The sequence below is a fragment of the Micromonospora arborensis genome, from assembly GCF_003205615.1.
Classification (GTDB): Bacteria; Actinomycetota; Actinomycetes; order Mycobacteriales; family Micromonosporaceae; genus Micromonospora; species Micromonospora arborensis.
Map to the genome: position 1 here is coordinate 1 of NZ_PYBV01000021.1, position 13,891 is coordinate 13,891.

The window sequence follows — 13,891 nt, forward strand, 5'->3', positions numbered from 1 at the left end:
CCCGCTTCGGGGCTTTTCGTTCTGTGTGCCCCGCGCTCTCGCGCCGGGCACTTTTACTACGTTACCTTACCGTCTCGGCCGTGTCAAACCGTGTGTCCCGGTCTGTCATGCTTCGTGCGGCTTGGCGCCGGCGCACTCACTCAGCGGCGAAGCCGCTGAGTCAGGTCGTCGGATTTGGCAGGCCGGCCGCTGCGGTGTCCCACAGTCGCGCCCGGTGCCCTGCCGGTCGTGAACCTTACCCGGTCGGCTTCGCTGCACCAAATCCGCCTCGCGGCCGATTCGGCGAGCCCCGCCCGGACCGTGTCTGGCAGAAGCGAACCCCTGTCTGACCCGGCTGCCAACCCGTTTCGGTGCCTCAGGACTTTCGTCCCGTTTGCCCCGTTCCGCGCTGGCAGAGAGAAAGTTACGCGTCCGCGGGTTTGGTCGTCAAATCCGCAGGACGCGTCCCGCGTCACACTCGCAGCCGAAGCGGTTTCCCCAGGTCAGGGCAATCCCAGGCCAACCTCCGTTGCCGACCACGTCGCCAGCATGAGAGTTGGCGGCCAGATCGCGAGCGTCCAGGCGCGCTGATCCACTCCAGGTCGGCGATGTGGGGGTGTCACGACGGGCGCGATACCGCCTTCTCGCCGACCTGGTGTCGATCACCCGCGCTCCGCCCGCGCCGACCGGCGGATCGGCGGACCAGACGGCGCTGCCAGGACCAGGGAACGACGCTCCCCGCGCGGACAGCCCCGGTCGCGAGGGACGCTCGGCCTGCCGCGAGAGCTGCCGGCACCCGGAATTTCCTCACGGCCGGTCCCGTGCTGCCGGAGTTCCACCGCCGGTCTTGGTGTGAGGTCTGGTCGCGAGGAAGGTCAGGACGCCTGCCGCCGGCGGGCGGCAACCCAGGCCCGGATACCGAGTGCCCCGACGGTGGTACCGATGGCCAGGGACGCGGCAATCAGTAGCGCGTGCACCCACAAGAAGCTGGTTGCCGCACCCTCCGCCACCGTGCCGGAGGCCCAGGACCGCGGGTCCTGCCAGATGGCGACTGCGAACCTCGGCCAGATCACCCAGGTCCAGACCCCGACTCCGACCAGGAATACCGACCACCCTCGCGAAAGCACCATGGCAGCCGAGTATGCCAGCGCGCCCGTTCACCAGAGCCGGTTGCCGACGCACCGTTAACCAGGCCCGACGCACACGCGAACCTGCCCGATGCGGAGACGGACCCGGCCTGGCCGGGGGCCAGATGCGGACCCCAAACCTGCCCGGACACCAAGGGCCGGATACCCACGCCAAACCTGCCCAGACACCAGAGGCCGGACACGCACACCAAACCCGCCTGGTCACCAGCACCGGCGCGGAGCCGAGCCCGCCGGGCGGGCCATCCGACGACGAGGCGACGGCCACCGATCGAGCTGGCCCGACTGGCACCGCTGGTCGTGACCGCCGCCAGCGAGGGCGAACCCGTCGCCGTCGCGCCACAGGCGGACACCGCCCACCAGCCGGAGCCGCCGGCGAGGGCGGCGTCGACGGCCCGGCCGAGGGCCGCGGGTAGCAGCCGCGGGTAGCAACAGTTCGGCGGCCGCGCCGCCGGTCAAGCACGCGAACCGGTCGTCGACGTCGGGACCGGAGCTTCCGTACGGGAGCTGATCTGCGTCGATCTGTTTCCAGTGCCTGCCGGGCGGGCACTGCGAGACAGGACAGCTGAGGACCGTCCCCCGGAGGTGCCGCATGCAACCCTCGATGTTCGATCCCTGGGCTTGGCGTGACCCGTCCGCCCTCGCTGGTGGGTACACACAGACCACCCCGTCGGCCACGCCGCCGGACGGTCCGGACGGTGGCCACGACGCCCCGGATGCTCCCGGACCCGGCACGCCTGTTGACCTGGTCGGCTATCACGTGCAGGCGACCGATGGGCGCATCGGCACCATCGACGAGGCGAGCAACGACGCAGATGCCGGGCACGTGGTCGTGGACACCGGGCCATGGATTTTCGGTCAGAAGGTGCTGCTGCCCGCCGGCACGGTGGCGCACGTGGATCACCAGGAACGCGTCGTGCACGTCGACCGCACTCGGCAGGAGATCAAGGACGCGCCGCCGTTCGATCCGGAGTCAGCCGACGCGGAGTACCGGGAGCGCGTGGGCAACTACTACGCCGACAAGTACCTGCCACCTCCGGGAGCGACGCCGCGGGTAATGTGAGGGCGTGGTCCGGACAGGTGTCTGCACAGCGGAGGCGGCCGACGTGTTTGTCGACCTCCCGCTCGGTGCGGTGCCCGGGGTCCCGACCAGCTCCGCTGATGGCCGTGAGCAACTTCTGAGCGTCCTTCGTGCCGGTGGTCTGCGGTACCGCGCCGGCGCGCGATGGCGGACGGCTTCCTGAGCCGATCCCGCTGACCGACAGGGCTGAATCCGCCCTGCTCGGCGCGCGTCCACGCGTTACCCAACCTTCCGCACGAAAGGCGCATCACCATGTCCGTCGCACGAATGCTCACCGGTGACCGGCCGACCGGCCGCCTGCACCTCGGCCACTACGTCGGCAGCATCGCCAACCGGGTGCGGTTGCACCGGAGCTACGAGAGCTTCTTCATCATCGCCGACCTGCACATGCTCACCACCCGCAACCGCCGCGAGGACATCGACCAGGTCTCCGGCAACGCCCGCGAGATGGTGACCGACATCCTCGCCGCCGGCGTCGACCCGGAGCGGGCCACTTTCTACCTGCAGTCGGCCATCCCTGAGGTCGGCGACCTCAACACTCTGCTACAGAACCTGGTGACCGTTCCCCGGCTGGAGCGGGTGCCGTCACTCAAGGACATGGCCCGTGACGCAGGCAAGGAGGAGATGCCGTACGGGCTGCTGGGGTACCCGGTGCTCCAGGCTGCGGACATCCTCTGCGTCAAGGGGGAGGTGGTCCCGGTCGGGCGGGACAATGCCGCACACGTCGAGGTGACCCGGGAGATCGCCCGGCGGTTCAACCACCTGTACGGCCCGGTCTTCCCGGTTCCCGAGCTGATCTCGGCGGACACGCCGAGCCTGGTGGGCACCGACGGCGCGGCCAAGATGAGCAAGAGCCGCGGCAACACGATCGCGCTCTCCGACGATGCGGCCACGGTGCGTCGCAAGGTGCTCGGCATGTACACCGATCCGAACCGGGTGCGGGCCGATGTGCCGGGCACGGTGGAGGGCAACCCGGTCTTCGCGTACCACGAGGTTTTCAATCCGGACCGGGATGAGGTGGCCGAGCTGGCCCGGCGTTACCGGGCCGGGCGGGTTGGTGACGTGGAGGTCAAGGAGCGGCTGGTCGTCGCGCTGGAGGGGTTCCTGGCGCCGATTCGGGAGCGCCGGGCCGAGATCGAAGCCGACCGGGGGTTGGTCGACCGGCTGATCGTCGAGGGCACTGAACGGACCCGTCAGGAGGTACGCCAGACCCTGGTCGAGGTGCGGCGCGCGATGGGGTTGACCGGCGCGTACCAGCAGGTGCGGCGGCGGGCCGAGCGGAGCCGGCGCCGGACGGACGCCTCGGCCTGAGGCCGGGGCGTCCGGTCGACGACGTGCCGCCGGGTCCGCTGCCGCGCCCACCGCTGGTTTCAGCGGATGCGGACGTCCGCCAGGTCCAGGGTGATCGGTGTCCAGGAGAGGTCCGGAGTGCGGTCCTCCTGGCGGATGTGGATCCGGCGTCGCGTCGGTACGACCAGGCCGTCGACCTCGGTCGTCCCGCTGACGTAGTGCGCGGTCGGGGAGAAGCCGTTCGCCGCGGGCTGGTAGTCCATACGCCGCAGCAGCCCGCATGACCGCCACCGCCGGGCGGGGGGACCCCATGAGCCCGACATGCCCTCGATTGTGGCGCAGAATGCGAGGATGAAGGGGATTTTCGGCGTTCGTCCGGTGCCGGCTGCGGAGACGCACCGGACCACGATGTTCGAGATCTTCTTCGACCTGGTCTTCGTCTTCGCGCTCACCCGGGTCATCACGTTCATGGCGGGCTCGCCGAGCGCGCTCACCCTGGCCCAGGGGCTGCTCCTCCTGCTCCTGCTGCTCTACTCCTGGTCGCCGTACATCTGGGTGGGAAACCTGGTCCGCCCGGACGTCGGCCTGGTCCGCGCGGCCACCCTGGTCGCGATGGCGGCGATCTTCGTGGCCGCGCTGGTGCTGCCGGGTGCGTGGCAGCAGGGTCCGGAACTCTTCGACGCGCCGCTCACCCTCGCCCTCGCGTACGTGGTCGGTCGGGCCGTGCAACTCGTGATCCTGTTCTGGGCGAGCGCGACGGACCCGCCACTGCGCTCGACGCTGCGGTTCTTCACCGTGCCGGTGATGCTGGGGTGGATCCCGCTGGTCATCGGTGCGCTGCTCGGCGGCACTGCCCAGACGGCGCTCTGGACGGTCGCGTTTCTGCTGAATGTCGGCGGTGCCCGGATCGCATCCACGTTCCGGCCGTGGCAACTGCGCAGTGTGGATCACTTCACCGAGCGGTTCGGCCTGGTGCTCATCATCGCGCTGGGCGAGTCGCTGATCTCCGCCGGTGCCGGACCACGGACGATGGCACCGGTCGGCGCCGCGGTGCTGGCCGCGCTGCTCGGCCTCACCAGCACGGTCTGCCTGTGGTGGCTGTACTTCGATCGACTGGCGCCCGCGGCGCGGCGGGCCGTCAGCGACGTGCCGGGTGAGCGGCGGGCCAGCGTGGCAGGTGACGCGTACGGCCTCGGGCACTCCACCCTGATCATCGGCGCGATCTACGTCGCGCTCGGGATCGAGGAGGTGATCGGTCAGCTCACCGAGAAGTCAGCCCATCCCCACGGGCTGGGCTGGGAAGCGGCCACCGCGCTCTACGGCGGCACCACCCTCTACCTGCTCAGCAGGTTGGTCTTTCGCCGGCTGACCATCCGCTCGGTGCACCCGACGCAGGTTGTCGCCGCGCTGCTACCGCTGCCCCTGCTCCCGATCGGCCGATCCCTGCCTCCGTTGGCGGCGCTCGCCCTGCTGACCGTCTTCCTGATCGGGGTGACCTGGTTTGAGCGGCGAGTGGACCGACGCGACGAGCGGACCGCGACGGCGCAGGCACTCCTCCCGTGACCCCGGGCGGGAGAACACCAAGCCCGGGCGGGCCGACAGGAATTTCGGATGCCGTGTCGATATCCCCGGCCTCCGATCGTCGTCATGCTGTACGGCAACCCGCCGCACCGAGAGGAGCCGAAACGTGAAGTACATGCTGCTGTTCATGAGCCCCGCGAACGACGAGGCTGGCAACGGGTGCACCTTCGAGGACTGGATCCGCTACGACCGGGAGATGAAGGATGCCGGGATCTGGGTCTCCGGGCATCCGTTGCAGGACCTGACCACCTGTACGACGGTGCAGGTCGGCCCGGACGGCGAGCGCACGATCACCGACGGGCCGTTCGCCGAGACCCGTGAGGTGCTCGGCGGGTACGACATCATCGACGTGCCGAATCTCGACGTCGCGTTGGACTGGGCGGCTCGCAGCCCCGGCGCCACCGGCAGTGGGTCGGTGCAGGTCCGCCCGGTCGCCGAGATCGAGGTCGAGGTCTGACTGTGCCGGGTCGGGAGGCGGCAGCCGGTTCGGTGGAGGCGGTGTTCCGGGAGGAACACGGCCGGCTGCTCGCCTCGCTCGTGCACCGCTTCGGCGATCTCGACCTGGCCGAGGAGGTCGCGTCCGAGGCGATCGAGGCGGCTCTGGTGCACTGGCCGACCGACGGCGTTCCGAGTCGGCCGGGCGCCTGGCTGCTCACCACGGCCCGCCGCCGTGCCGTCGACCGGCTGCGCCGCGACCGGGTGTTGGCGACGCGGCTCGCCGTACTCCGGGCGGAGGCCGAGCGGGCCGACCCCGCCCCGGCCGCCGACGCGGACCGCGACCTGCCGGACGACCGGCTGGCGCTCTTCTTCACCTGCGCACACCCGGCGCTGGCCGCGCAGGACCGGGGTGCGCTGACCCTGCGGTTTCTCGCCGGCCTCACCACGACCGAGGTCGCGCGTGCCTTCCTGGTGCCACCCGCGACCATGGCCCAGCGACTCGTCCGGGCCAAGCGGAAGATCCGCGACGCTCGCATTCCGTTCCGGGTGCCGGGCGCCGACGAGCTGCCCGAACGCCTGCCCACGGTGCTCCAGGCCGTCTATTCGGTCTTCACCGAGGGGTACGCCGCCAGCTCCGGCCCCGACCTGCAGCGGATCGACCTCGCCGAGGAGGCCATCCGGCTGACCCGGATCCTGCGCCGGCTGCTGCCCGCCGAACGCGAGGTCGCCGGTCTGCTCGGGTTGCTGCTGCTGGTCCACGCTCGGCGGGCCGCCCGTACCGGACCGGACGGCGCGGTGGTCCTCCTCGACGACCAGGACCGCGGACGCTGGGACCACGCGATGATCGACGAGGGGCGTGCGCTGGTGCTCGTGGCGTTGACCGGTCCGGCACCCGGGCCGTACGGGGTGCAGGCCGCCATCGCCGCGCTGCACGACGAGGCCGCCGACGTGACCAGTACCGACTGGCCCCAGGTGGTGGCGCTCTACGACGTGCTGCTCGGCATGGTTCCGTCACCGGTCGTGGCGTTGAACCGGGCCGCCGCCGTGGCGATGCGGGACGGGCCGGACGCGGGGCTCGCGTTGCTGGACGAGTTGGCCGACGATCCGCGTCTGCGTGGCTATCACCTGTATCCGGCCACCAGGGCCGACCTGCTGCGCCGGCTCGGCCGGTTCGACGAGGCCGCCGTGGCGTACCGCAGCGCGTTGGCGCTGGTCGGGACCGAGCCGGAACGGGCGCACCTGCTGCGCCGGTTGGCATCGGTCACTGCCGACTGAGCGGATCCGCCGGTCGCGGGACGCCGCTGTACCCTGCTCGGGTGAGTCTGCCTCTGCCATCCGGTGAGTTCGCGGCGTACCTGTTCGACTGCGACGGCACCATCGTCGACTCGATGCCGCTGCACTACGTGGCCTGGCAGCGGGCCCTGGCCGAGTGGGGTTGCGAGTTCCCGGAGGATCTTTTCTACGCGTGGGGTGGGCGGCCGACCGCCGACATCGTCGTCGCCCTGAACGAGCAGCACGGACTGGCCATGCCGGTGGCGACCGTCGTCGAGCGCCGGGAGAGCTACTACGAGGAGTTGCTGCCGCAACTCGCCGCCGTGCCCGACGTGCTGGCGCACATCCACGACGCGCACCGCCGGGTCCCGTTCGCCGTCGTCTCCGGCAGCACCCGGGCCTCGGTCACCGCCTCCCTCGACACACTCGGTCTGCTGGACCGGTTCGACGTGCTGGTCTGCGCCGACGACTACACCCGTGCCAAGCCCGACCCGGAGGCGTTCCTGCTCGCGGCGCAGCACCTCGGCGTACCCCCGGCTGCCTGCCTGGTCTTCGAGGACACCGACCTGGGCATCCAGGCCGCGACCGCGGCCGGCATGGCATCGGTACGCGTGCCGCAGCAGCGCTCGCGCTGAGTCTCAGCCGACCGTCAGCAGCAGCTTGCCCGCGTAGGACGTCTGCAGGCGCTTGTGCGCCTCCCGCACCTTGCCGAGCGGGAACTTCTCCGCGACGTGCACCACGAACGGGCCCGCCTCGATGAGTTCGTTGAGGCGCTGCAACTGTCGCGGGTTCGATACGCCGTCGTACGCCCGGACCACGACGCCCGGCCGCTCGCGCGGCTCCGGCTGCACGCCGTGGGCGTACGCGACAACGCCGCCGTCGGCCAGCGCCTCGGTGAGCCGGTCCAACGTCTCGCCGGCGGCCATCGCCAGGATGGCGGGCACTCCGGCCGGCGCCGCGTCCCGGATCCGTGCGAGCACGTCGGTCAGGTCGCCGTGGCCGTCGAGGGACACGTCGGCACCGAGGCGGGTCACCAACGCGACGCCGTCCGCGCCCGAGGCAACGGCGATCACGTTCAGCCCCTGCCGCTTGGCCAACTGCACGGCCAGGTGACCCTGACCGCCGCTCGCCCCGAAGATCAGCAGCCAGTCGCCGGCCGACAGGCTGATGGTGTCGAGCCCGGCCAGCGCGGTCAGCGCGTCGGTCGACATGGCACCCGCGTGCTCCGCCGGTACGCCGTCGGGCAGCTTCGCCGCGTACTCCGCCTTGACGGCCGCGTACTCGGCGTAGAAGCCGCCCTTCGGTCGGGCGGTGGCGGAGGCGTAGACAAGGTCGCCCACCACGAGGTCGGTCACCTTCTTGCCGGCCGCGATGACGGTTCCGGCGCCGTCGGAGCCGGGCACGATCGGGAGGGCTGAGCCCTCCGGCACCAGCACACCCTGCCGCTCGTACGCGTCCCACACCCCCACGCCGGCGCTCAGCACCTTGATCAGCACCTCGTCGTCGGCGACCTGCGGAATCGGCAGTTTCCGCAAAGTGATCACCTCCGGCCCACCGAACTCGTCGAAGGCCGCGGCCTGCATCCGCTCTGGCACATCCCCGTCAACCATGTGGATTCCCCCTCCGTGCCGGCGTCACCGTCGCAGCATGCCGGCTCGGGGACCGCCGTGGTCCGGAGCTGAGTGCCGTTCACCCACAAGGGCGACCGCCAACGGCCGCGACCAGCGGCACTGACCGGGCCGCGATCAGGACGTCCGCGGCTCCTGACCACGCAGCGCCTGCTCGACGGCGTCGCGTACGCGGGCGTCCTCGCGCGCCTTGCGCTGCGTCCGGTTGCGGCGTCGGTAGAGGTACGCCCCGACGAGCACGGCGATCAGCACGACGAGCGCCAGCACCAACAGCCAGGGCAGGGCCCAGCCGTGCGCGGTGACCTGGACCGGCTTGAGCGGGGTGGTGGAGCCCGAGGCGTCGGTGAGCAGGGGCGTGAGGGTCGCGGTCGCGGCCAGCGAGACGGTGGGCGCCACACCGTGCAGGGGCACCGTCACGTTCCAGCTCTCACCCGGAAGCAGCTCCGGCGGCGCGGCGATGTCCTTGGCGCGCACCCGCAGCAGCCCGAACGGACCCGAGACCGACACCGCCTGCTGCCCGGACAGAGCGGCGTTGCCGACGTTGTGGATCTTGTAGGTGATGGTGGCGTCACCCTTGCTGAACGGGTTGGAGGGACCGGCGTACTTCACGTGGAGGTCCTCGATCGCGAGGTTCGGCTTCAGGTCGCCGCCCACCCGCATCTTGATCCGGATACCGAGACGCCGGTCCACGTTGATGCCCTCGGCCTGGTCGGCCTGGGTCAGCGTGGTGAGGATGCCGCCGACGTAGTCACCCGGCGTGGCGTTGTCCGGGACGCTGATCTTGAAGGGGACCTGCGCGGTCTTCCCGGGCTGGACCACGACACTGCCGGCATTCGGCTTCACCCAGGCGCCGATCGCGACGGACTTCTTGTCCTTGCTGAGGAGATCGAGCTGGCCCGCGTCGGTCGTGAAGCCGTCGGCGGCGTACACGGACAGGGTCAGCGGCGCCTTGCCGCGGTTGGCCACGACCATGGCGTCCTCGACGGAGCCACCGGGATTGACGTTGTAGCTGTAGCTGGACCGGGCCTCGCCGTAGCTGTTGGAGGCCGTCCGGACCGTCCAGGCGACGTTGCCGTCCGCCGCCAGGGCGGGGCCGGCGCCGACGCCGGCGGCCGCGACGGCGGCGAGCAGGGACAGCGCGGTCGTACGAAGGATTGCGGCGGTCGTGGTCTTCCAGCGAGTTACGGACGGTTGCATTTCAGATCCTTGAGGTGATCTTGAGAGGGGGCAAATGGGTGGCGGGGTAGGCACCCGAAGGTGCCTACCCCGCCCGATGGAGCTGTTCGGTCAGCTGCTCAGCGCAGTGATCGTGAGGGTGGTGCGGTAGCTACCCACCGCGATGCTGTCCGGGATCTTCAGATCCAGGTCAGCACCGAGCCGGGCGCCGCCCCGCGGGTGACCCTGCACGGCCGCGGCGAGGCCGCTGGAGACCGAGAGGCCCTTGCCCTGGTCGTCGAAGGACGACAGGACCGGGGCACCGGCCTCGGCACCCGCGCCGCCGTCGAGCACGTACGGGGTCCAGCCCAGGTAGGAGCCGGCGAACTTCTTGTCGGCGTCCTGGAAGTCGCCGACGTTGGCCGAGATCGACCACGGGGCGAGCGAACGCCGGCTGTCGGTCACCAGGAGCGGGTTGATCTTGCCGGTCGCCTCGAAGGAGGTACCGTTGCGCTCCTGAGCGGTGCCCAGGTTGACCAGGCCGTTGTAGCCGTCGATCGTCCAGCCGAACTCACCCGGAGCCGGGTTCGGCACGTTGACCTGGATGGCCTGACCGTCACCGTGGTACGGGTGGATGGTCGTGCTGTCGACGATCGAGCCGACCGGCTGACCCTCCGGGGTGTTGACGCAGGAGAGGCCCTTCTCGACGGCCGCGTTCGGCGCCGCGCAGGTGCCACTGCGGAGGTTCTCGAGCACCAGCTTGTCGGCCTTGACCGACACCTTGACGTAGCTGCGGACGTGCTCCTGGTTCTCCACCGAGTTGAACCAGTAGTTGCTCGGGTTCAGCGGGTCCGGGCCGAGGCCGTCGGGACCGGTGCCGGTGGTGCCCGGCTTCTTGATGTCGTAGTACTTCGAGCCAGAGGCCGAGTTGGCCGTCACGTAGATGACGCCACCCGGGCCGGGGAACACGTCGGCAGCGCCCGGCTGCTCGGCCGGGTTCTCCTTCTGGCCGTTCTTGATCGAGTAGCTACGGGTGTAGACGTGGTCGTGGCCCTGCAGCACCATGTCGATGCCGAGGTCGGAGAACGCCGTCGTGAAGTCCTTCCGACGGGCCGCGTTGTCCCCGTCGGTGGAGTGGGTCGCCGCCGAGTAGATGGAGTGGTGGTAGACCAGCACCTTCCACTTGGCCTCGGAGCCGTGCTTCTTGACCACGTCGGTGACGTACGAGACGTGCGCCGCATCGCCGCCGGCAGAGCCGTCCGCCGGGTTGGCGTAGCTGTTGCTGTTCAGGTCGATGAACAGCACGTCCTTGTAGATGTACCAGAAGTCGCCGCCGGAGCGGGTCGCCTGGTCCCCGGTGTAGTACTGGGCCGAGCGGTCGGTGTTCGGCGTGAAGTGGTGCTGCTCCCAGGACTTGCCGCCGACATCGTGGTTACCGATGGTGGCACCGAGGGGGTACTGACGCAGCTGGTCGGGGGCCAGGAACGAGTCCCACTGGCTCTCGTCGTTGGCGCTCTCGACGTGGTCACCGGCGGAGACCAGCAGCTCGGTGTTCGGGTTGGCCGCGGTGGCGACCTTCAGGGTCTCCTCCCAGCCGGCCTGGTCCTTCAGCCGGTCACCGGAGGCGCCGATCTGCGGGTCGCCGAAGAAGAGGAAGTCGTAGTCGCCCTCGAAGGACCGCGTCTTGAAGGAGTACGCCGGCGACCAGCTGCCCTCGGCGCCGACCCGGTACGAGTACGTGGTGTTCTCGCGCAGGTCGCTGATCGTGGCGTGCCGGTTGAAGCCGGTGGTGGAGGTGTTCGCCGCGCCAACGGCTTCGAAGCTGACCGCGCTGGCCGGGAACTCGCCGTTGACGATCTCGGCGGTCGGGGCGAGCTGGATCTTCTGCGCGGTGTCTGCAGAGGAGTACCAGGTCACGATGCGCTGGGTCTCGTTGGCACCGACGCCGAGGACCACACCGGTGATCGTGGTGGACTCGGCTGCACTCGCAGTGGCCATGAGACCACTACCGAGGGCCGCGCCCATTCCCAGGAACCCGGCTGCGACCCCGGCGACCAGGCGCCGCCGCACGAGCCCGGGGGCCCGTGTCGAGGTGCTCAATGTCATCGACATTGTTCCCTTTTCAAATAGAGAAATGGATTGTGTCTTCCCCGACGCTGGGGAAGTAAATCCACGCTTTCGCTGCCTGATGAACCAACAATGAACGCGATCTTGCGAAAGCCTGCACTTCGCGAACTACTTAGCCCTACTCAGGACCCGGAAACGCGCTGTACAAACCAGATGAGGCCCATGACGGACACTGCTGCGGAAACAACGCCGGTCGCCCAGAGACCAGCTTTCGGCGCACGACGACGCAGCACGATCAGCAGCGGGAAGACGAGAGCGATAATCGTCAACTGAACGGTCTCGATGCCGACGTTGAACACCAGCAGCGACCACAGCAGGGTCCACGACCAAGCCTCGTCGATGCCCAGCGCGCCCGCGAAGCCCAGCCCGTGCACCAGGCCGAAGCCGAACACCACGCCGAGGCGGATCCAGCCGGCCCGGTCCAGGCTGAAGTGACCCTGCCTCGTCGTCTCCAGGTCGGTCGCGTGCCCACCGCGCCGCCAGATCCCCCAGAGGTGCCAGCCCGCGACCACGGCGATCGACAACGCGATGACCGGCTCCACGATCGCCCCCGGCACCTCGACCAGGCCGAGTGCCGCGAGCATGAACGTCACCGAGTGCGCCAGGGTGAAGCTGGTGGCCGCGAGCACGATCTCGCGAAGACGCCGCGACCCGGCGATGAGCGCCAGCAGGAACAGGATGTGGTCGATCCCGGTCAGCAGGTGCTCGGCGCCCAGGAGGAAGAACTCCCCGAACCGCTCGTACCAGGCCTGCCCGGTCGAGAAGGAGGGGTTGGCGGTGTCGAGCGCCGCGCTGCCCGAACGGCCGTCGATCTCGTAGGTGACGATCGTCTTGGTGCCCTTGACGTAGCCCTCGTCATCAGGGAAGAGACCGCTGCGCACCTCGTGCTCGGCGACCCGCTCGGGGCAGGTCCAGTCCAGCAGCAGAGTCGCGTACGGCACGCCGTCACGCTCGCCCATCGTCGCGTCGCCCACCTGGGTCGGCCGGCAGTCCGCGCTCCGCGCGCGCACCGAGAACCGGTCGGAGACATACGTGAGAACCGTCGACGCATGGCTCTTCAACGCTGCGGCCTGAGCGTCGGCGTCACCCGCCTCAAATGCGGCCGTCCCCGCCTGGAAGAGCGGATCATCGTCACCGGAATCAGCGGCAGACACGATGAGGAGGTCGTATTCGAGCTCCAGCGCCGTGCGGATGTGACCCTCGTCTCCGCCGGATATTTTCGCGTACACGGTCGACGAAAAACCGTGCGCCGACGCCGTTCCGGCGCCCAAAAATGGGATCACCGCCGCAGCGATCCCGACAGCGATGACGATAACGGTACGGCGGACGCGGCCTAACATGCGACTCCCTCGGTTGGCCAGTGCACGTTGCACGTCGCGGGTGAACACCAGCCCCCGCACCGACGAACCGCCGGAAAACAAAGACCCCGCACGACCGCCCACGGCTAATCGGCGGCCGGAATTGAGATAGGAATACAAAGAAGTACGCGGACTCTTCCGCCACCACTCGAAAGGACGACCACCTTGCGTCCCCCGCTTCGGGCCGTCGCCATGCTGGCCGCGACCGCCGCGCTGCTCACCGCCTGCAGCTCCGGCGACGACTGGTCACAGCCGCACCCCACGCCCAGCGCCGTCGGCGCACTCGGCCCCGGGTTCGTCGACCCCTCCACGACGCCCGCCCCGGAGGCGACCATCAGGCCGAAGCCCGGCTCGTGGACCGATGTCCACCCGCCGAAGGACTACCGGGTGGTGCTGCTCACGGTCGGCGACGACAACCCGACGAAGGCGCTCGTGACAGCGGTCAAGGACTGGGCCGACGACGAGCACGTCGACCTCAGGACGATCGTCGTCGGCGACGCGCAGGACCCCCTCCCCAGCATCACCAAGGCGATGGAGATGGGCCCGGACCTCATCGTCAGCGCGGGCAACGACCTCATCGACCCCCTCGCGCTGGTCACCCCGAACCACCTCGACGAGAAGTTCCTCGTGGTGGGCGCGGAGTTGGCCGAGCCCACCCACAACGTCACCTCGGTCGACTGGGACGGCGCGTCGTTCCGCGGGGAAGGGCTCGGCATGTCCTCGACGTACGACCCGAACTCGTTCAGCGCCGAACGCTGCGGGGCGGCGATCAGGGCCGGCGTGGCGGCGGTTCTCAACAACCTGACCGGGATCGTGGTCTGGCTCTGACGATCGGGG

The 13,891-nt window shown here is 69.8% G+C and carries 13 protein-coding genes; 7 read left to right on the forward strand and 6 right to left on the reverse strand.

Going from position 1 to position 13,891, the window contains the following annotated elements; all coding sequences use genetic code 11:
- Window positions 1-854: 854 nt before the first annotated feature.
- Window positions 855-1,109: an SCO4848 family membrane protein gene (locus C7C45_RS17220; RefSeq protein ID WP_110564690.1), complete on the reverse strand. Its 255-nt coding sequence runs from the start codon at window positions 1,107-1,109 to the stop codon at window positions 855-857.
- 607 nt (window positions 1,110-1,716) lie between these two features.
- Here C7C45_RS17220 and C7C45_RS17230 point away from each other — a divergent pair.
- Together C7C45_RS17230 and trpS are read left to right on the forward strand one after the other, a co-directional pair.
- A complete protein-coding gene (locus tag C7C45_RS17230) occupies window positions 1,717-2,187 on the forward strand; it encodes a PRC-barrel domain-containing protein (RefSeq protein WP_110564691.1) in 471 nt (156 codons plus the stop codon).
- Between the two features lie 270 nt (window positions 2,188-2,457).
- Window positions 2,458-3,516 (forward strand): tryptophan--tRNA ligase, encoded by a 1,059-nt coding sequence (trpS, locus tag C7C45_RS17235; RefSeq protein ID WP_110564692.1) that lies wholly within the window; start codon window positions 2,458-2,460, stop codon window positions 3,514-3,516.
- 59 nt (window positions 3,517-3,575) lie between these two features.
- On the opposite strand, the gene C7C45_RS17240 is transcribed toward trpS, so the two are convergent.
- Window positions 3,576-3,818 carry a hypothetical protein gene (locus tag C7C45_RS17240; protein ID WP_208641199.1) on the reverse strand — a complete coding sequence of 81 codons (243 nt, stop codon included), beginning with the start codon at window positions 3,816-3,818 and terminating at the stop codon, window positions 3,576-3,578.
- Window positions 3,819-3,846: 28 nt separating this feature from the next.
- Between C7C45_RS17240 and C7C45_RS17245 the strand changes: the two genes are divergently transcribed.
- From C7C45_RS17245 to C7C45_RS17260, 4 genes are all read left to right on the forward strand, one after another.
- Window positions 3,847-5,058 carry a low temperature requirement protein A gene (locus tag C7C45_RS17245; RefSeq protein WP_167454741.1) on the forward strand — a complete coding sequence of 404 codons (1,212 nt, stop codon included), beginning with the start codon at window positions 3,847-3,849 and terminating at the stop codon, window positions 5,056-5,058.
- 133 nt (window positions 5,059-5,191) lie between these two features.
- Entirely contained in the window at window positions 5,192-5,533 is a 342-nt protein-coding gene (locus C7C45_RS17250) for a YciI family protein (RefSeq protein WP_244200433.1), read from the forward strand.
- A gap of 2 nt (window positions 5,534-5,535) precedes the next feature.
- A complete protein-coding gene (locus C7C45_RS17255; RefSeq protein ID WP_110564696.1) occupies window positions 5,536-6,789 on the forward strand; it encodes an RNA polymerase sigma factor in 1,254 nt (417 codons plus the stop codon).
- A gap of 41 nt (window positions 6,790-6,830) precedes the next feature.
- Entirely contained in the window at window positions 6,831-7,421 is a 591-nt protein-coding gene (locus C7C45_RS17260; RefSeq protein WP_110564697.1) for an HAD family hydrolase, read from the forward strand.
- Window positions 7,422-7,424: 3 nt separating this feature from the next.
- On the opposite strand, the gene C7C45_RS17265 is transcribed toward C7C45_RS17260, so the two are convergent.
- From C7C45_RS17265 to C7C45_RS17280, 4 genes are all read right to left on the reverse strand, one after another.
- The gene (locus C7C45_RS17265; protein WP_208641200.1) at window positions 7,425-8,396 is read right to left on the reverse strand and encodes a quinone oxidoreductase family protein; all 972 of its coding nucleotides are present in this window, start codon (window positions 8,394-8,396) and stop codon (window positions 7,425-7,427) included.
- Window positions 8,397-8,531: 135 nt separating this feature from the next.
- The gene (locus C7C45_RS17270) at window positions 8,532-9,611 is read right to left on the reverse strand and encodes a WxL protein peptidoglycan domain-containing protein (protein ID WP_110564699.1); all 1,080 of its coding nucleotides are present in this window, start codon (window positions 9,609-9,611) and stop codon (window positions 8,532-8,534) included.
- Between the two features lie 90 nt (window positions 9,612-9,701).
- Window positions 9,702-11,567: a purple acid phosphatase family protein gene (locus C7C45_RS17275; protein WP_244200421.1), complete on the reverse strand. Its 1,866-nt coding sequence runs from the start codon at window positions 11,565-11,567 to the stop codon at window positions 9,702-9,704.
- A 251-nt stretch (window positions 11,568-11,818) separates the two neighbouring features.
- On the reverse strand, window positions 11,819-13,174 hold the full coding sequence (locus tag C7C45_RS17280; protein WP_244200422.1) for a HupE/UreJ family protein: 1,356 nt from the start codon (window positions 13,172-13,174) through the stop codon (window positions 11,819-11,821).
- A gap of 45 nt (window positions 13,175-13,219) precedes the next feature.
- On the opposite strand from C7C45_RS17280, the gene C7C45_RS17285 reads away from it, so the two are divergent.
- Window positions 13,220-13,882: a type 1 periplasmic-binding domain-containing protein gene (locus tag C7C45_RS17285; protein ID WP_110564701.1), complete on the forward strand. Its 663-nt coding sequence runs from the start codon at window positions 13,220-13,222 to the stop codon at window positions 13,880-13,882.
- Window positions 13,883-13,891: the final 9 nt, after the last annotated feature.